The 16,904-nt window shown below is 63.3% G+C and carries 17 protein-coding genes; 10 read left to right on the forward strand and 7 right to left on the reverse strand.

The features are described from left to right. Window positions 1-60: 60 nt before the first annotated feature. The 7 genes from tssH (at window position 61) to RI103_RS27375 (ending at window position 6,909) form a co-directional block, all read left to right on the forward strand. Window positions 61-2,748, forward strand: a complete 2,688-nt coding sequence (tssH, locus tag RI103_RS27345; protein ID WP_310815595.1) for a type VI secretion system ATPase TssH — start codon at window positions 61-63, stop codon at window positions 2,746-2,748. Then, entirely contained in the window at window positions 2,745-3,179 is a 435-nt protein-coding gene (tssE, locus tag RI103_RS27350; RefSeq protein ID WP_310815597.1) for a type VI secretion system baseplate subunit TssE, read from the forward strand. The genes tssH and tssE overlap by 4 nt, the downstream gene beginning before the upstream one ends. Window positions 3,180-3,308: 129 nt before the next feature. Beyond that, window positions 3,309-4,196: a DMT family transporter gene (locus tag RI103_RS27355; RefSeq protein ID WP_310815598.1), complete on the forward strand. Its 888-nt coding sequence runs from the start codon at window positions 3,309-3,311 to the stop codon at window positions 4,194-4,196. A 120-nt stretch (window positions 4,197-4,316) separates the two neighbouring features. After that, window positions 4,317-5,213, forward strand: a complete 897-nt coding sequence (gene sapR / locus RI103_RS27360; protein WP_310815600.1) for a sap1 transcriptional regulator SapR — start codon at window positions 4,317-4,319, stop codon at window positions 5,211-5,213. Between the two features lie 22 nt (window positions 5,214-5,235). Next, window positions 5,236-5,799, forward strand: a complete 564-nt coding sequence (gene ddpX, locus RI103_RS27365; protein WP_310815602.1) for a D-alanyl-D-alanine dipeptidase — start codon at window positions 5,236-5,238, stop codon at window positions 5,797-5,799. A 56-nt stretch (window positions 5,800-5,855) separates the two neighbouring features. Then, on the forward strand, window positions 5,856-6,134 hold the full coding sequence (locus RI103_RS27370) for a hypothetical protein (protein WP_310815603.1): 279 nt from the start codon (window positions 5,856-5,858) through the stop codon (window positions 6,132-6,134). A gap of 190 nt (window positions 6,135-6,324) precedes the next feature. Then, the gene (locus RI103_RS27375) at window positions 6,325-6,909 is read left to right on the forward strand and encodes a GNAT family N-acetyltransferase (protein WP_310815605.1); all 585 of its coding nucleotides are present in this window, start codon (window positions 6,325-6,327) and stop codon (window positions 6,907-6,909) included. A 94-nt stretch (window positions 6,910-7,003) separates the two neighbouring features. Here RI103_RS27375 and RI103_RS27380 read toward each other — a convergent pair whose 3' ends face one another. Next, a complete protein-coding gene (locus tag RI103_RS27380) occupies window positions 7,004-7,558 on the reverse strand; it encodes a putative glycolipid-binding domain-containing protein (protein ID WP_310815607.1) in 555 nt (184 codons plus the stop codon). A gap of 265 nt (window positions 7,559-7,823) precedes the next feature. Here RI103_RS27380 and RI103_RS27385 point away from each other — a divergent pair, with 265 nt between their 5' ends. The 3 genes from RI103_RS27385 (at window position 7,824) to RI103_RS27395 (ending at window position 9,865) form a co-directional block, all read left to right on the forward strand. Beyond that, a complete protein-coding gene (locus RI103_RS27385) occupies window positions 7,824-8,774 on the forward strand; it encodes an urea transporter (protein ID WP_310815608.1) in 951 nt (316 codons plus the stop codon). A gap of 76 nt (window positions 8,775-8,850) precedes the next feature. Beyond that, window positions 8,851-9,627 carry a class II aldolase/adducin family protein gene (locus tag RI103_RS27390; RefSeq protein WP_310815610.1) on the forward strand — a complete coding sequence of 259 codons (777 nt, stop codon included), beginning with the start codon at window positions 8,851-8,853 and terminating at the stop codon, window positions 9,625-9,627. Window positions 9,628-9,679: 52 nt separating this feature from the next. Further along, the gene (locus tag RI103_RS27395; RefSeq protein ID WP_168790837.1) at window positions 9,680-9,865 is read left to right on the forward strand and encodes a 4-oxalocrotonate tautomerase; all 186 of its coding nucleotides are present in this window, start codon (window positions 9,680-9,682) and stop codon (window positions 9,863-9,865) included. A 367-nt stretch (window positions 9,866-10,232) separates the two neighbouring features. Here the strand turns inward: RI103_RS27395 and RI103_RS27400 are convergent, their stop codons facing one another. The 6 genes from RI103_RS27400 to RI103_RS27425 all read right to left on the reverse strand — a co-directional run bounded on the left by RI103_RS27400 (window position 10,233) and on the right by RI103_RS27425 (window position 16,880). Further along, entirely contained in the window at window positions 10,233-11,432 is a 1,200-nt protein-coding gene (locus RI103_RS27400) for a porin (protein ID WP_310815611.1), read from the reverse strand. A 73-nt stretch (window positions 11,433-11,505) separates the two neighbouring features. Further along, window positions 11,506-12,858 carry a TRAP transporter large permease gene (locus RI103_RS27405; protein ID WP_310815612.1) on the reverse strand — a complete coding sequence of 451 codons (1,353 nt, stop codon included), beginning with the start codon at window positions 12,856-12,858 and terminating at the stop codon, window positions 11,506-11,508. 7 nt (window positions 12,859-12,865) lie between these two features. Beyond that, window positions 12,866-13,345, reverse strand: a complete 480-nt coding sequence (locus RI103_RS27410; protein WP_310815613.1) for a TRAP transporter small permease — start codon at window positions 13,343-13,345, stop codon at window positions 12,866-12,868. Window positions 13,346-13,489: 144 nt separating this feature from the next. Next, complete coding sequence (locus RI103_RS27415; protein ID WP_310815615.1) at window positions 13,490-14,482, reverse strand: TRAP transporter substrate-binding protein; 993 nt, start codon at window positions 14,480-14,482, stop codon at window positions 13,490-13,492. 629 nt (window positions 14,483-15,111) lie between these two features. Beyond that, entirely contained in the window at window positions 15,112-16,041 is a 930-nt protein-coding gene (locus tag RI103_RS27420) for an SMP-30/gluconolactonase/LRE family protein (RefSeq protein ID WP_310815616.1), read from the reverse strand. Next, window positions 16,038-16,880 carry an NAD(P)-dependent oxidoreductase gene (locus tag RI103_RS27425; RefSeq protein ID WP_310815617.1) on the reverse strand — a complete coding sequence of 281 codons (843 nt, stop codon included), beginning with the start codon at window positions 16,878-16,880 and terminating at the stop codon, window positions 16,038-16,040. The genes RI103_RS27420 and RI103_RS27425 overlap by 4 nt, the downstream gene beginning before the upstream one ends. Window positions 16,881-16,904 lie beyond the last annotated feature (24 nt).

Below are 16,904 nucleotides of genomic sequence, written 5' to 3' on the forward strand. Positions count from 1 at the left end.
AGCCGGTCCGCCAGGTGCGGGCTGGTTTTTTTCTATCGTATTTCCTAGCCGCTCGTTGCCATGACTCATCGCGATCTCTCTGCGCTTCTGCGCCGTCTCAACGATCATTGCGCCCGCGCGCTCGCCGATGCAGCGGGTCTGTGCGAGACACGCGCCCATCGCGATATCGAAGTCGAACATTGGCTGATCAAGCTGCTCGAACTGGGCGAAGGCGATCTTGTCGCGATCGTGCGCAGCTATGAACTCGACGTGGACGGTATCTGGGACGGACTGCTCAGCGCAATCGAACGGCTGCCGCATGAACTGCGCGGCAAACCGGGCCTGTCCAACCGGCTCTGCAAGCTGCTGGAGGCCGCTTGGATGCGCGCCTCGCTCGAAGCGGACGCACCGTCGATCCGTTCCGCGCATCTGCTGGCCGCGCTCGCCGATGCGCCGCATCTGCTGCGCGCGCCGGACGCATGGGCGCTGCTCTCGCTCTCGTCGACGCAGATCGAACGTCTCAAGCCCGAACTCGACTGGACGTCCATCGAGGCGCCCATTGCCGATACCGGCGTCCAGAAGTTCGCTAGCCGCAGCTCCGCAAAAAACGCAGAAACAAATACGCCCGGCCGCCAACGCGCGGCCCAACGTGCGCAACCGGTCGCCGACGCGCTCGGCCGTTTCACCATCGACATCACGCAAAAAGCTCGCGAAGGCCGCATCGATCCGGTCTTCGGCCGCGATGTCGAGATCCGGCAGATGGTCGATATCCTCACGCGCCGGCGCAAGAACAATCCGCTTCTCGTCGGCGAACCCGGCGTCGGCAAAACCGCGTTGGTCGAAGGTCTGGCGCTGAAGATCGCGCAGGGCGATGTGCCCGCGGTCATTCGCGACGTCAGCGTCCTCACGCTCGATCTCGGATTGCTGCAGGCAGGCGCCGGCGTCAAGGGCGAGTTCGAGCAACGTCTGAAGAACGTCATCGAAGCCGTCCAGCAGTCCCGGACACCCATTCTGCTTTTCATCGACGAAGCCCACACCCTGATCGGGGCGGGCAACACCGCAGGCGGCGCCGACGCGGCGAATCTGTTGAAGCCCGCGTTGGCGCGCGGTGAGTTGCGCACGATCGCCGCCACGACCTGGTCCGAATACAAACAGTACTTCGAGCGCGACGCGGCGCTCGAGCGGCGGTTTCAGATGGTCAAGGTCGACGAACCCGACGACGCCAACGCGAGCCTGATGCTGCGCGGCCTGAAGGAGCGCTACGCGCAACACCACGGCGTGCACATCACCGACGCCGCGGTCGGCGCGGCGGTACGTCTGTCGCGCCGCTATCTCACAGGGCGCCAGTTGCCGGACAAGGCCGTCGATCTGCTCGACACCGCCGCCGCCCGCGTGCGCATGAGCACGGACGCAACGCCGGTCGCGATTTCCGCGTGTCTTGCACAACGGGCCGCGCTCGAAGTCGAACGCGCGGCGCTGCTCGAGGATCAGGGCGCGACTTCGGCCGATGTGGGCGAGCGGATCGGCGCGATCGAACTGCGCCTCGTTGAGATCGCGAGCGAGCTTCATGCGCTCGAACAGGCTTATGCGGAACAGAAGGAAATCGTCGCTGCCCTCGTTGCGCTGCGTGAGCAGTGGCGAACGGCGACCGACGAGTCAGTGCGGCGCGATCTTCAACACGAGATCAAGGCCGCGCACGACAAACTCGCGGCACACGGCGCGGATGCGCTGATCCAGGCGGAAGTCGACGAAGCCGCGATTGCGCGTGTCATCGCGGACTGGACCGGCGTGCCGGTGGGCAGCCTGCTCGAAGATGAACTGTCCGCCCTGCTCGACCTGGAAACGCGGCTCGGGAGCGTGGTCGTGGGCCAGGACGATGCGCTCGAGGCCATCGCCAAAAACCTGCGCGCAGCCAAAGCCGGCCTGAAATCCGACGAGGCGCCGCTGGGCGTATTCCTGCTCACCGGTCCTTCGGGTGTCGGCAAGACCGAGACGGCTCGCGCACTGGCCGATCTGATGTTCGGCGGTGAACGTGCGCTCGTCACGATCAATCTGTCAGAGTACCAGGAGGCCCACACCGTCTCGCAACTCAAGGGGTCGCCACCAGGTTATGTGGGCTATGGCCAGGGTGGCGTGCTGACCGAAGCGGTACGTCAACGTCCGTACAGCGTGATCCTGCTCGACGAAGTCGAAAAGGCGCATCGCGACGTGCTGAATCTGTTCTACCAGGTGTTCGACCGCGGCTTCATGCGCGACGGCGAGGGGCGCGTGATCGACTTCCGCAACACCGTGATCGTGATGACGTCCAATCTCGGCAGCGAGCAGATCATGGCCGCCACGGAAGCCGACGACGAAGTGACAACCGCCATGCTGATGGAAGCGATTCGACCGCTGCTCGTCGAGCATTTCCAGCCGGCGTTGCTCGCGCGCTTCCAGACCGTGGTGTACCGGCCGCTCTCGGCCGACACCTTGGCAAGAATCGTGCGACTGAAACTCGACAAAGTTGCGCAGAGGATCGAGCGCCGCTTCAGCGTGCCGCTCGTCTGCAGCGACGCACTGGTCGCCGAACTTGTGAGCGCATGCCTGCTGCCCGACTCCGGCGCGCGCAACATAGACAGCCTGCTCGATCAGCAGATCCTGCCGGTGTTGTCGCGTGAACTGCTCGAACGAATCAGCAGACAGGCGTTGCCGCAAGGTATCCGTCTCGCGTATTCGGATGAACACGGTATCGTTGTCGACTTCGCCGATGCCGCCGAGGTGACGACATGACACGCGGCGGGCCCGGGCTATTCGAAGCCATCACGGGGCATTTTTCGAACGGTGCGCCGGTCGATAACTTCGACGCGGAAACGCAAACGTTCCTGTCGGTACAGGACAATATTCAACGCATCCTGAACAGCCGCCGCAATGGGCTTGCCCATCTGCCCGACTATGGACTGGACGACCTGTCGGAGATTTACCGCCATCTCCCTTCGTCGGCACACAGGCTTCGCCATGCGATCGAGTTGACCGTGTTGAAATACGAACCACGCGTCAAGTCGATCGATACCCTGATCAGGGAAACGGAACCTGGCATGCTGCTGAGCTTCACGATGTGTTGTGATCTGCATCAGGAGGGGCTGGTGCGCTTCGGCACGCATTTCACGCCCGACGGGCAGACACGCCTCGATTTGCTGAAATCGGATCTGGACCGCGACTGAGGCCGCCCGCCCGCTGTACCGCCCCATTCCTCGGTACAGTTTGGACGATTTGCACCGATCCGTACCTTACTGTCCATGGCCGGATAGTGGATGCTATGAGTCCCTCTTCCCTGCGCGCGGACCCTCCCGATGGACAAAACGACAAATGGCTGGCTGAGCGGCTTGATAGGCGTGCTGATTTTCAGCGGCTCGCTGCCGGCCACGCGCGTCGCCGTGCAAGGCCTCGACCCGTTATTCCTTACGGTCGCGCGCGCGACGATCGCCGGCACGCTCGGTCTGCTGCTCCTCCTCGTATTTCGCCAGGCGCGGCCGTCCCGCCGCGAAGTGATTCCGCTGGTAATCGTCGCGCTCGGCGTGGTGGTCGGCTTTCCGCTGCTGACGGCGCTCGCGCTGCGCCACGTGAGCGCGGCGCATGCCGTCGTGTTCGTCGGCCTCCTGCCGCTCGCCACGGCGATCTTCGGCGTGCTGCGCGGCGGCGAGCGGCCGCAACCGGCGTTCTGGCTGTTCTCGGCGCTGGGCAGCGGCGCGGTCGTGGCGTTTGCCTTGCGTCACGGGCTCGATGCATCGCCCGTCGGCGACGCGTTGATGCTGGCCGCCATCGTCGCATGCGGACTGGGCTATGCCGAAGGCGCGCGCCTGTCGCGCCACCTCGGCGGCTGGCAGGTGATTTCATGGGCGCTCGTGCTGTCGCTGCCGCTCATGCTTCCGCTCACCGTGTGGACGCGGCCCGCGTCGTTCGACGGTGTCAGTCACGCGTCGCTGTGGGGGCTCGCCTACGTGTCGCTCTTCAGCATGCTGATCGGCTTCGTGTTCTGGTATCGCGGCCTCGCGCTCGGCGGCATTGCCGGCGTCGGGCAGTTGCAATTGCTGCAGCCGTTTTTTGGCCTGCTGCTCGCGGGGTTGCTGCTGCACGAACAGGTGCCGCCGGCGATGATTCTGGTCACCGTCGTCGTAGTGGGCTGCGTGGCGGGCGCGCGGCGGTTCTCGCGAGCGGCGCCGGCGCGGCCGGCTGTCTGATGCGCGTCGCGCCTGCGGCTGGCATGCGTCTCCTCGATTTTCGGGCGCGCGCAGTGGGCGGCCGGTTGAATATGTCATCATTCCAACGATCGACTAACCACCGCCCAACGCCGCGACACGATGCCGACCGCTTTTGCTCAAACCGTCGAAGCCCGCTTTGCCGAACTCACGCCCACCTCCAAGCGCGTCGCCAGCTATATGCTGGCGAACCTTGACCGGCTGGGTCTCGAAACCGCCGATCAGATCGCCCAGCAAGCCGGCACGAGCGGCATTTCGGTCGGCCGGTTCCTGCGCAGCATCGGCTATCAGAATCTCGACGACCTGAAACGCGAACTGCGCGGCGCGCAGGAGCGTCCGTGGCTGATCACGGACCGGCTCGACGCGTTCCGCCGCGCCGCCGGTCAACACGACGAAACCGTGCCGGACGCCAGTTCGGCCAGCACGCCCAACCCCGCGCTCGCCCATTCGCTCGAACTCGAAATCGGCGCGATCCAGCATGTCTACCAGCTCGCGCAATCGCCGGTGTTCGCGCGAGTGGCCGAACGCATCTCCAACGCCGATGCCGTCTACATTCTCGGCATTCAGTCCACGCGCGGCATCAGCAATGCGTTCTACAGTTACCTCGAATACATTCGTCCGCGCGTGTTCTATTCCGACGGCATGTCGGGCTCGTACGTCGATTCGCTGAACTCAGGGTCCGACTCGCCGTATCTGATCGTCACCGACACCCGCGCGTATTCGAAGGTCGCGCGTCGCTATTGCGAAGCGGCCACGCGACGCGGCCTGCCCTTCGCGCTCATCACCGACATCTATTGTCCGTGGGCGCGCGAATTCGACGGCGATCTGTTGCAGGTCAAGACCGACGTCGGCCAGTTCTGGGACTCGCTCGCGCCGCTCACTTGTCTCTTCAATCTGCTGATTTCGGCGATCGTCGAAAGACTCGGGCCGCGTATCGACGAACGCGTGGCGCGCAACCGCGAACTGCAAAGCGAATTCGATCAATTCGACGACCTCTGATGCACTCCGCTTCCTTCGCCTCATGACCGACCATCGACTCGTTGAAATCACGCACGCCACGCATGGCGTCGATATCGACCTCGTCTACGCCACCGCCCGCAACTTCACCGGCAAACCGATCTACAAGGCCGCACATTGTCTTCTGCTCGAACCGGCAGAGGCGGCGCTGCGCCGCGCGGCCGAACTGGCACGCCAGATCGGCACGACGTTGCGCATTTTCGATGCGTACCGGCCGCCGCAAGCGCAGCAGGTGCTGTGGGACTTTCTGCCCGACCCGACTTACGTGGCGGACCTGACACGCGGCTCCAACCATAGTCGCGGGACCGCGCTCGACGTGACACTGCTCGACGCCCACGGCGAGGAACTCGACATGGGCACCGGCTTCGACGCGATGACGATCGAATCGGAGCACTTTCACCCCGGCTTGCCGATAGACGTGCAGCGCAATCGCATGCTGTTGCTGGGCGTGATGCACGGCGCGGGCTTCACGCACATCAGGAACGAATGGTGGCACTACGAGTTGCCGGGCTCGCGCGCGTTGCCGCTGATCGACAACAGCGCAAGCGGGCCGCTGCGTCTGATGTGATCGATCGACTGCCACGAAAACGGGTATCCTCACTGGCTCGTTCAGAAGGAGGACCCATGAAGTTTTCAATTTGCCTGGCGGTTGCCGCCCTGACGCTCTCTGTCGGCGCGTACGCCCAGACTTCGCAAACCTTCCGTTTCGGCGAAGGGCAAAGCACGCTGCCGTCCGGTCATGCGCATCCCGCGCCTGGCGCGCAGGCTCAACAGGCACCGGCCCCGCAGCATTCCGCCGAACAGCATGCGCCGATGTCCCAAGCCAGGCCGGAACATAACGCGAAGCATCGCCGGCATCATCGTGGGCATGTGACGCAGCCGGATACGTACTCGCATAGCTGAGCGGAGCAACGGCGACCGTGGACGCGCGTCGTCGTTGCCAGAGATTGCTGACGTGTGCTGCTCCGCGCGCATGCGCCAAAGCGCAAATTCCGGCCATACCCCGTGGCGATTTTTGACGCGCTTCAAATTCGCACGCGCGGCGGGCATAGTAAAACGTATTCCCCGATCTATCGCCACGACAGGAACACGTATGAGCACCACCCACCCCGCGCCCGCCGCTTCCGGATCGGCGAACGCGGCCACCCCGCTGATCCGCGACGCCACCGAAGCCGATCTTCCCGCGATTCAGTCGATCTACGCACACCACGTGCTGACCGGCGTCGCCTCATTCGAAGAAACCCCGCCCTCCGTCGACGATCTGCGCACGCGGCTCGCGTCGGTACGCAGCCACGGGCTGCCGTACATGGTGGCGGAGATCGACGGCGAAGTCGCCGGCTATTGTTACGCCACGCCTTACCGGCCGCGCGCCGCGTATCGCAACACCATCGAAGATTCGATCTATGTGAACGACGCCTATCGCGGCCGGGGTCTGGGACGCGTGCTGCTCCAGGCGCTCATCGAGCGCTGCGAAACTGGACCGTGGCGTCAGATGGTCGCCGTGATCGCGGACGGCGGCAGCGGCGGCTCGCTGTCGCTGCATACACAGCTGGGTTTCGAATTGACGGGCACGTTGAAGGCGGTAGGCTTCAAACACGGTCGCTGGCTCGATACGACCTTGATGCAGCGCCCGCTCGGCAAGGGTGACTCGAGCGTGCCGGACGACGTGGCGCCATAGCGCGGCTGAAGCGTCGCGTCCGCGAACTCGAATTGAGGCCGGTTGCGCAGCATTGCGATGCAGGCCGCCGGCGCCACCATGGCGAAGGCGACGGTCAGCGCTCGCGCGGCAGGCGTGTGAAGAGCGTCGGATAGTCGATCACGAGACCGTCGTCATCGACCTTCATATCCGCCGTGAAGTTGCGGAAGATACCTTCGTAGCGATACTCGCGATGCAACGCGATGCACGAGTACGCCTGCTCGACGCGCGTGACCTGCAAATCCGGCGTCGAAATATAGGCCACCGAAATCGGCTGGCGCTCGCCTTCGGCCAGTTGCAAGCGGCGGATCGGCAGCGTGTTGGTGAACGGCGTAGCGGCGATATCGATGTCGATGCAGCCTTCAATCGCGCTCAGCGCGAGGCCGTGTCCATCGTGCCAATGGCCCGCGCCATCGCCATGCAATTCCAGTTCGCCGCCGCCGACGATCTTCAGCCACGCATAGCGCGTATGCCATTGCGCGTCGCAGCGCACCCTGTAGTGCAGCCCATACGGCTTGCCGTCGCGTTGCCCGACCACGGCGCTTTCCACCGCGAAGCCGTCCTCGTGCGCGTCGAACGCCAGATGTTCGATGCCGTCGCCCTCTTCCGATGCCCACCGTAATTCACGCATCTGCCTGTCTCCTCGTGAAGCGGCGCAGCCAGGTTCTGCCTGGCTCCGTCGGGCTCATATCGTAGCGCGAAAGCTTTCGTTCCACCGATGTGTCGAGCACCACGGGCATCGCGGATATGTGTCGCAAATAGCCACTATCAACGCGCGGCAATGCCCGGCGCGGCGTAGCTGGCCTATGCTCGCGGTTCGCAGTCATCCAGCTCGCGCACGCCCGACGCGCGCGCCGCGGATTTGCGCATCATCGAAATCACGCCGCCTTCATATCATGCACGCTGCCGCGACCGAAGCTCAATCCGCCGCCTTGCGCACGCTGTTGCGCAGCCTCGGCCAGATCGTGCTGCAAGCGAACGCCTTCACCGGCGCGTGCCTGCTTGCCGCCTGGCTGCTTTACGACCCGCGCCTCGCCTGCGCGGCGCTGATGGGTGCGGTCGCGGCCAACGTCAGCGCGGTATTGGCCGGGTATCGCGAGGATGATACGCGCGCCGGACTGCACGGTTTCAATGGCGCGCTGGCGGGGCTCGCGGCCTTCAGCTTCATCGCCGACAATGCGACAGCCGGTGCGGTGGCTATTCTTGCCGCCACGTGCACGGCGTGGTTTGTGGAGCCGTGGTCGCGCTGGCTGCTTGCGCGTGGGCTCGGCTTTTTTTCGAGCCCGTGCCTGATCGTCACCTGGCTTTGGCTGCCGATCGTGACGGTCAACGCGCCGTCGGTAAACGTGGCCCCGGCCCACACGTTGAGCGCGACGCAATTGGGCAGCGGCTTGTTGGCCAGTTTCGCGCAAACCGGCTTTGCGTCGGACGCGTTGCCCGGTTTGCTGGTGTTGATCGGGATTGCGGCGGCGTCGCGCAGGCATGCGTGCTGGGCGCTGATCGGGGCAGTGTTCGCAAGCGCTGCGCATTTACTGCTCGGCGCCACGACAAGCTCGTTCGACGCGGGCCTGTTAGGATTCAACGGCGCGCTGACTGCGCTCGCGCTGGCGGACTGCGGCGTCGTCGCGATACTCGGCGGCGTGGCCGTGGCGGTCTTGCTGCAAGCGGCGGCGGCGCATGTCGGCTGGCCGGTCATGACGGCGCCCTTCGTCCTCGCGACGTGGAGCGTACAGTGGCTCAAGCGGCGCCTCGTGTGCGGCATGGCCGTGGGTGCCGCCGAACCGGCGAAACCTGTCGATGCCGCACGCGCCGCGACCACGCCGGCTCCAGCCAGACGCGCAAGCTAGCTGGGCCGTCAGGCCTGCCACGCGCCCGCGCCCGCTCGCACGCGTTTGGGCGATCAGGCAACTTCAGGAGACAGACATGTCGTTCACTCACACCCCAGCCGGCCGCGTCGCCGAGGCGGGGCCCTTGTCCGACGCGGAGCGGCAGACCCGCGTCGACCTGGCCGCGGCCTACCGCCTCGCGGCGCTCAACGGCTGGGACGATCTGATTTACACGCATATCTCGGCGAGCGTGCCGGGCGAACCCGGCCACTTCCTGATCAATCCATTCGGCCTCGCCTTCGATGAAGTGCGCGCGTCGAATCTGGTAAAGATCGATATTGCAGGCAACATCGTCGGCGCAAGCGAATATGCGGTGAACGCGACCGGCTTCGCGCTGCACGCGGCGGTCCACGCAGCGCGCGCCGATGCCTTCTGCGTGATGCATTTGCACAATACGGCGGGCGTCGCCGTTTCCGCGCAACCGGCCGGCTTGCTGCCCGCGTCGCAACACGCGCTGCGTTTCTACGGCCAACTCGCGTACCACGACTACGAAGGCCTCGCGTTCACGCCGGCGGAAGGCGAGCGCCTCGTCGCACATCTCGGCGACAAGCCTGCCATGCTGTTGCGCAATCACGGTACGCTGACCGCCGGCCGCACCGTCGCCGAAGCCTATGTGCTGATGGCAACGCTGCTCAAGGCATGTGAGATCCAGTTGCAGGCGCAAGCATGCGGCAGCGAACTGGTCGTGCCGAGCGCCGCGGTCGCCGCACGCACGGCGGAACAACTGTACGATGGCGGCGCGATTGAAGGCGCGCTCGAATGGCCTGCCTTGCTGCGCAAACTCGACCGCCTCGACACCAGCTATCGCGATTGAATTCGCGCCACGCTCTGCTCAATCCCAATCTCATCTTTAACGGAGTCACGCCATGCCCACATTTCATATCGAACTCTTCGAAGGCCGCTCGGTGGAACAGAAACGCCAATTCGTCGAAGCCATCACCAAGGCGACCTGCGAATCGCTTGGCGTCGAAGCGAACTCGGTGGATATCATTCTCACCGACGTGAAACGCGAAAACTGGGCGACCGCTGGGCGTTTGTGGTCCGACGCCTGAGCGCGAAGCGCGCGGCGTGCGGTGTGCCTGACGATGTTTGCCGCCCGCTCGCCGCGGATGGACGGATCGCGCGCGTTGTAGGTAATCGCGGCCGAACTGAACACGACGGGATTGGTACGCGAGGCGTCGGAACGCATGCGCGCGGCCACCATCACGTTGCTGTAAACGGCTCCTCACGCGAAATTCGCCGATTTGCCGATGGTGACTCTGGCTGAACGCGCTGGCCGCGGCCCACGTATGCAATGCTGGAAGGCCGGGCGCCGAAGATGCTGCGCGCGTTGCGCGCGCAGCTCGTGATGCTCAGCGATGCGTATTTAAAGCGCATCGCCGTGGCGACGTAGCAACACATCGCCACGAGGTTACGCCATCAGAACTTGTGGATGATGCCCACACCCGCTGCAAACTGGCTGCGTGACGAAGACGGCGTGCCGTTCTGGCCGTCGCCGACACTGGCCGTCGCGTTGATGATGCTCACACCGTTCGTACCCAGGGTCTGGCCGCCTGCACGTTGGTACGCCTCGAGCGCATACAGCCCGGTGCGCTTGGAGAGGCTGTAGTACTGCGAGAGGTTGAACTGCTGGTAGCTGGCCGAACTCGTGATGCCGTTCGCTTTGGTTGCACGCGTATAGCTGTAGCCCGCAGCCAGGTCCAGTGCCGTCAAGGGCTTGAAGTGCAGCACGGCGCCGCCGGTGTTGAAGATCGCCGTGGTGTGGAACGGCGAGTTGATACCCGGAATGTACTGCACATTCGAGTACGCGAACGACACGTCCCACTGCGGGCTGAACGCATAGCCGCCCGTCACCGCCACGCGCTGCTGTGCCTGCGCCCGCTGATAGCCGTTGTTGATGGCCGACACGCCAGCCTGAGCGCCTGCGTTCGACGTCGTGGAGTCAGGGCCCCATGCGCCGCCGCCAGGCGTCGAGTTGTTGATGCGCTGGAAGCCCGCCGCAATACCGAACGGACCGTTCAGGTACTGCAAGGCCGCGCTCCACGTCGAACCGGCGTTGAAGCTGCCCGGCACGCCGCCCAGCGAATACGAACCGCTAGCCGTCACGCCATACAGGCTCGGCGACGTGTACACCAGCGAGTTGTTGGCGCGGTACAGCGTATCCAGAGAGTCGATATCGCCCGGGTGCGCACCGTACGCGCCCGTCAGCCACGTGGTCGGGCTGTACGGGGAGAGCAGCGTGTAGTACGACGTATATTGGCGGCCCGCCGTGAGCGTACCGTAGGTGGCATTCGCCACGCCGACATAAGCCTGGCGGTTAAACCCAAGGCCGGAGACTGACTGCGCGCCGTTTGCGCTGTTAAAGCCCTCTTCCAACTGGAAGATCGCCTTCGTGCCGCCGCCCAGATCCTCGGCGCCCTTCAGGCCGAAACGGCTGCCGGCCCAGATGCCGTTGACCATTTTCACCACCGAGCGACCGCCGCTGGTCGAACCGAGCGACGTCTGGCTGCTCTGATAGCCGATCCCCGTATCGACGATCCCGTACAACGTCACGCTGCTCTGTGCGTGCGCGCCGAGCGCGACCAACCCAAGGGCTGAGGTTGCTAGTGCCTTTTTCATTTCTGCTCCTCTTTAAAAGATTATTCTTTGATGGCGGCACTGTTCGAGTTCCGCTGAGTGTGAATTAAGGACTTCAAAATACCGGATGACCATTGATCAGGCTAGGCAACCATGTCGAGAACATCGGCACGTAAGTCACGATGTTGATCGCGCTGAAGATAGCCAGGTAATAAGGCCACGCCACCTTGGTAGTTTCACCAATCGACACATTGCCAATCGCGCACCCGATAAACTGCACCGAGCCGATCGGCGGGTGCACCAGACCCAATGCGCAATTCAGCAGGATCATGATCCCGAACTGCACGGGACCCACGCCGGCGTGCATCGCCATCGGCAGGAACAGCGGCGTGGTGATCAGGATGTGCGCCGCCATGTCGACGAACGTACCGAGGAAAATCTGGATCAGATTGATGTACAGCAGCATCAGCCACGGCAGGCTGGTCGCGCCATCGAGCATGTGTTCGATCGCATCCGGAATCTCCAGATAAGCCATCTGGTAACGCAGCATGTTCGACACGCCGATCAGCAGCAGCACCACGCCGGTGGTTTTGGCCGCTTTGGACAGCGCGTGGAACAGCTTCTTCATCGTCATCGAGCGGTACACGACGATCGTCAGCACCAGCGAATAAAACACCGCAATAGCGGCGGCTTCTGTCGCGGTAGCAATGCCTTTTGCCACGCAAACCAGAATGATCGCGATCACCATCAAGCCGGGCAATGCGCCGAGGAACGTGCGGGCCACGGCGTACCAGCCGGGGAATTTCTGCAATTCCGTCGAACCGTCGGCACGACGCGGATAACCGTATTTGACTGCTTGCCAGTATGCGGCGACCAGCACGAAACCCATCACCCACAACACTGGCAGCAGACCGGAAAACAACAGATCGCCGATCGAGACACCGCTCATCGGGTGGCCATTCAAGGTGCCGGTGATGCCCTGCGCCGCGAATGCATAGATGATCATGTTGGTCGACGTCGGCATGAGCGCGCCTGCCAGCGACGAGTGAGTCGTCACATTGACCGCGTACGCCGCGCTGTAACCCTCACGCTTCATCAGCGGAATAACCACGCCGCCCATGGCCGACGTATCCGCCGATGGCGAACCGGAGACCCCGCCGAACAACGTGCAGGCCACCACGTTCGCCATGCCGAGGCCGCCGCGGAAATGCCCGACCGTGGCTTGCGCGAAACGCAGGATGCGGTCCGCGATGCCACCGTGCAGCATCAGTTCGCCCGACAGGATGAAGAACGGCACCGCGAGGAACGAAAAGCCGTTGATGCCCGAAATCATCGACTGCATGGCGGTGGCCGCCGGCAAGCCTTCATACAGGTAAGTCAGGACACATGAGAGCCCGAGCCCGAAGGAAACAGGAACGCCGAGAATGAGAAAAACGAGGAAACTAACGGAGAGAATGGCAAGTTCCATGATTGCTCTATTTTTGTTTCTGTGCAAAAAGCGTCAGCAGATTCTCAAACGAGAACATTGCTATGCAGACGCTGGCAATAACCGGGATGCAGTAACGCAAGGATTCAGGCAAGCCGATAATTGGAATCCGGTCTTCGGCGGTGGCCTCCACCATCTGCAAACACCCGAAGAAAATCGCCACGGCCAGCACGATCAGGCAAATATGCTGAAAGACCGTTGCCACGAGCTGCCCTTTCGGCGGCAATTTCTTGACAAGCGAATCGAGCCCGATATGACCGCCTTCGCGCACCTTGAGCGCGGCGCCGAACATGGCGATCACGATCACCAGCAGGAGCGCGATGGGCTCGACGAAATCCGGTGCATCGCTGAAGACGTAGCGCATCACGACGCTGTAGATCACCAGCAGGCTCAGCACGGCAAGACTCACCGATGCCACGATGACCAGCCCGCGGAACAGAAAATCATTTGGGCGCTTCATGAATCTCATTGAACCCATCCTTGCATACGACCGACCTGTCTTTAATATTCAGCAATCCTGCTCGACTCTTCCAGTTCGGAAAGCGCGCAGCGGCAGAGCCCGCGAATCTTCTCGCGCGCCTTCGCCGCTGCTTCGCCTCCGTTCAGGCGAACCTTATTTGACTGCCTGAATTTCGTCGACGATCTGCTTCATTTGCGGAGTCTTTTCGTACTTCGCCCATACCGGCTGCATGGCCTTGACGAACGCGGCCCGATCGATCTGCGACGAGGCGACGATGGTCGCGCCGCCCTTCGTGACCGTCTTGCTCGCGTCGGCTTCGCGCGCGGTCCACAGCTTCTGGTAGTACGGCACCGAGTCGGCGGCGGCCTTCTTGATGATGTCCTGCTCTTGCGGCGTCAGCGTGTCCCACACCTTCTTCGAGAACACGAGCACTTCCGGCGTCATCGAATGCTGCGTTTCGGAGTAGACCGGCGCGACTTCGAAGTGCTTGGTTTCTTCGTACGACGGTATGTTGTTCTCAGCGGCATCCACCAGACCCGTCTTCAGGCCCGTATAGACTTCTGCGAACGGCATCGGCGTGGGCGTGCCGCCCATTGCGCGGATTTCGTCGACCATCAGATCGGACGGCTGCACGCGAACCTTGAGGCCCTTCATGTCAGCCGGCGTGTGAATCGGCTTCTTCGTGTAGATGGAACGCGCGCCGCTCTCGTAGAACGTCAGCGCGATCATGCCCTTGGCCTTGAAGGCGTCGAGAATCTTCTGGCCTTCCGGGCCGTACATCACTTTGCGGAAATGGTCGATGTCGCGGAACAGGAACGGCAGCGACGGAATCATCGATTCGGGCACGATCTCGTTGAACGCGGCGCCGTTGGCACGCGCCATGTCCAGCGCGCCGATGCGCACCTGATCGATGGTGTCGTTTTCGGAACCCAGCGCGCTATTGCCGAAGACCTTCACGGAATCCTTGCCGCCGGTTGCCTTGTTGATCTGTTCCCCCATGTATTTCACGGCCATGTTGGTCGGGTAGGTGTCGCCATGCACGTCGGACACGCGGAACACACGCGCTTGTGCCGACACGGTGCTGAAGGCCAGCACCGAAGCTGCGACGATCAGCGAAACACGGGAAGAGGCAAACTTCTTGTTCATCGTGAAATTCCTTGAAAAATTGACCATCCAATCGATTGCGGACGGCCGCTTGCGGGCGGCCGCCCGCGGATGCGCCATGGTTTGCTGCGTCTCCCGGCTCGACGCTCGCCACCGCTTGCGGTCGCGAGCGCTTTGCCGTGCTGGCCTGTGCAACGTCCCCGGCGCAGATGCTCAGCACTCCTGCCAGACAACTCGACTCTTTTACTTTTGCTTCAACTGCATCGGCTTGCGCCGCGTGTGCGAGGTGTCGCGCACGTCGACACCGCCTCGTTCATACCGAACGAAAAACTCGAAATCCACGGAAAGGAATTTGTTTGGGCTTATACGTTGTACGACGACATATGAAGTCTATAAAACACAGTTTGAGTTGTACAGACGGTATTTACCCGCACCGCGAAGCCGCCCAGCACCTCTGACCGCGACATCGCATGCGAAGCTGCGCGTGGCTTGGGCGCGCGGTCAGGGAGACTGGCCGGCGTGCTGGACGAGTGGTTTTTCGGAGAAGAAAAATGGCGGAACTGTCAGTTTCACGCCACGGTGTTGTACGATGAGTGATGAATATCAAGCGGACAAAAGAAAGGGCGCCGGACATGGCAACATGCCCGGCGCCCTTCTCACGCAAACTCCGCTTACAACTCGCCCGCGAACTCCGGCTCGGGCAGCCCGCTTACGCCCGGGCGCACGGCGAACAGATGCCCGTCGTGCTCGCTCGCGTTCGCCGCCGGCCGAATCGACGTCACGAACAGCGTATCCAGATGGCGTCCACCGAACGCGCACATGGCCGGCTTGATAGCCGGCACGGCGATTTGCCGGTCCAGCCTGCCTTCGGGCGTGAAGCGCAATAACAGGCCCGCGTCGTTCGCGCAAATCCAGTAGCAGCCGTCGGCGTCCACCGCGGCGCCGTCCGGACGGCCCGCATAGTGATTCAGGTCGGCGAACACGCGACGGTTGCGTGGCTCGCCAGTCTCGACGTCGTAATCGAATGCCCAGATCTGCCTGCGCAACGGATGCGAGTCCGACAGATACATGGTCGTGCCGTCCGGCGACCACGCGAGGCCGTTCTGCGTGATGAGCGCCTCGACGACCGGCGCGGACAGCACGCCGCGCTCGTCAAAACGATAGAGCGCCCCGGCCGGCTTAGCCGCAGCCATGTCCTGCACCATCGTGCCGGACCAGAAGCGGCCTTGCCGGTCGCAACGGCCGTCGTTGAAACGCATGTCGTCGCATGCGAAATCCGGCGCGGCGAGCTTGCGGCCTGTCACCTGCACGGCTTCGCCGGCCGCCGTGGCTTCAGTCAGCGTGACCGCAAAGAGCCCGGTCTCGCAGCCGGCCAGCACCGTGCCGCGACGATCGAACGCGATACATGCAACCTTCTCCGGCAACAGCCACTCGGAGCGCTCGCCCGAATCGATGCGCAAGCGCACGATCTTCTGCGCCGGAATGTCCACCCAGTAAAGCGCCTGTTCCGCTGCACGCCAGACGGGACTTTCGCCGACCGAGGCCGGCGCCTGGCCCGCTGCCTCGACCCGTTCCACTCGCGGGTTCGTTGCGGCGCTCACCGTTTGGGCTCCATTGGACCGGCGAGCACGAACGCGCCGCCTTGAAAACGCTGCGTCGGATCGTCGAGTTCGGCAGTGGGCGCGGTGACCGGAAACAGATGCTCGAATTCGACCGAACTGTCCCGCGGACGAAAGCCGAGGAACGCGGCCTTGGTGTTGTCCACCCACTTGGTCCGGTTATCCGACACACCGTAGACGATCGCGTGACCCACGCGGTTGGTGAACAGCGAGCAGCGGACCAGTTCGATGAAGTCGCGAAAGCTCAGATAGGTCACGAGCATGCGCGGATTCTTCGGCTGCTCGAACGACGAACCGATCCGCAGGCACACCGTCTCCAGACCGAAGCGGTCGAAGTAGTAGCGCGACAACGATTCGCCGAAGCACTTCGTCACGCCGTACAGGCTGTCGGGACGCAGCGGCGCGTCGATATCGACGACCTCCGTCACCGGATGAAAACCCACCGCATGATTCGAGCTCGCATACACGATGCGCTTCACGCCCTGCTTCTGCGCGGCCGAATAAAGGTTGTACAGGCCGCGGATGTTCGCTTCGAGCAGGTCTTCGAACGGCGCCTCGATGGAAATACCGCCGAGATGGATCACCGCGTCGACGCCTTCGAGCAATGCATGAACCGCGGCTTCGTTCGCGAGGTCGACGCTCGAGGCTTCCTCGTGTGCCGCCACGTCGCCGAGCGGCGCAATATCCGTGACGCGCACGATATCGGCCCACGCGGCGAGCGCGCCGCGCAATTGCTTGCCGAGGTTGCCGGCCGCGCCGGTCAGCAGCAGTCGGCGGAAGGGTTTCTGTGCCGCGCTGCGGTCAAGGTTCGAATCAGTCATGTTTCTATGTTGGTGTGAGTGCGA

The sequence above is a fragment of the Paraburkholderia sp. FT54 genome (assembly GCF_031585635.1).
Classification (GTDB): domain Bacteria; phylum Pseudomonadota; class Gammaproteobacteria; order Burkholderiales; family Burkholderiaceae; genus Paraburkholderia.

Bases quoted from the DNA above. Each gene is read 5' to 3' on its own strand.
- tssH (WP_310815595.1), top strand. From the start codon at position 61: ATGACTCATCGCGATCTCTCTGCGCTTCTGCGCCGTCTCAACGATCAT.
- tssE (WP_310815597.1), top strand. From the start codon at position 2,745: ATGACACGCGGCGGGCCCGGGCTATTCGAAGCCATCACGGGGCATTTT.
- RI103_RS27355 (WP_310815598.1), top strand. From the start codon at position 3,309: ATGGACAAAACGACAAATGGCTGGCTGAGCGGCTTGATAGGCGTGCTG.
- sapR (WP_310815600.1), top strand. From the start codon at position 4,317: ATGCCGACCGCTTTTGCTCAAACCGTCGAAGCCCGCTTTGCCGAACTC.
- ddpX (WP_310815602.1), top strand. From the start codon at position 5,236: ATGACCGACCATCGACTCGTTGAAATCACGCACGCCACGCATGGCGTC.
- RI103_RS27370 (WP_310815603.1), top strand. From the start codon at position 5,856: ATGAAGTTTTCAATTTGCCTGGCGGTTGCCGCCCTGACGCTCTCTGTC.
- RI103_RS27375 (WP_310815605.1), top strand. From the start codon at position 6,325: ATGAGCACCACCCACCCCGCGCCCGCCGCTTCCGGATCGGCGAACGCG.
- RI103_RS27380 (WP_310815607.1), bottom strand. From the start codon at position 7,558: ATGCGTGAATTACGGTGGGCATCGGAAGAGGGCGACGGCATCGAACAT.
- RI103_RS27385 (WP_310815608.1), top strand. From the start codon at position 7,824: ATGCACGCTGCCGCGACCGAAGCTCAATCCGCCGCCTTGCGCACGCTG.
- RI103_RS27390 (WP_310815610.1), top strand. From the start codon at position 8,851: ATGTCGTTCACTCACACCCCAGCCGGCCGCGTCGCCGAGGCGGGGCCC.
- RI103_RS27395 (WP_168790837.1), top strand. From the start codon at position 9,680: ATGCCCACATTTCATATCGAACTCTTCGAAGGCCGCTCGGTGGAACAG.
- RI103_RS27400 (WP_310815611.1), bottom strand. From the start codon at position 11,432: ATGAAAAAGGCACTAGCAACCTCAGCCCTTGGGTTGGTCGCGCTCGGC.
- RI103_RS27405 (WP_310815612.1), bottom strand. From the start codon at position 12,858: ATGGAACTTGCCATTCTCTCCGTTAGTTTCCTCGTTTTTCTCATTCTC.
- RI103_RS27410 (WP_310815613.1), bottom strand. From the start codon at position 13,345: ATGAGATTCATGAAGCGCCCAAATGATTTTCTGTTCCGCGGGCTGGTC.
- RI103_RS27415 (WP_310815615.1), bottom strand. From the start codon at position 14,482: ATGAACAAGAAGTTTGCCTCTTCCCGTGTTTCGCTGATCGTCGCAGCT.
- RI103_RS27425 (WP_310815617.1), bottom strand. From the start codon at position 16,880: ATGACTGATTCGAACCTTGACCGCAGCGCGGCACAGAAACCCTTCCGC.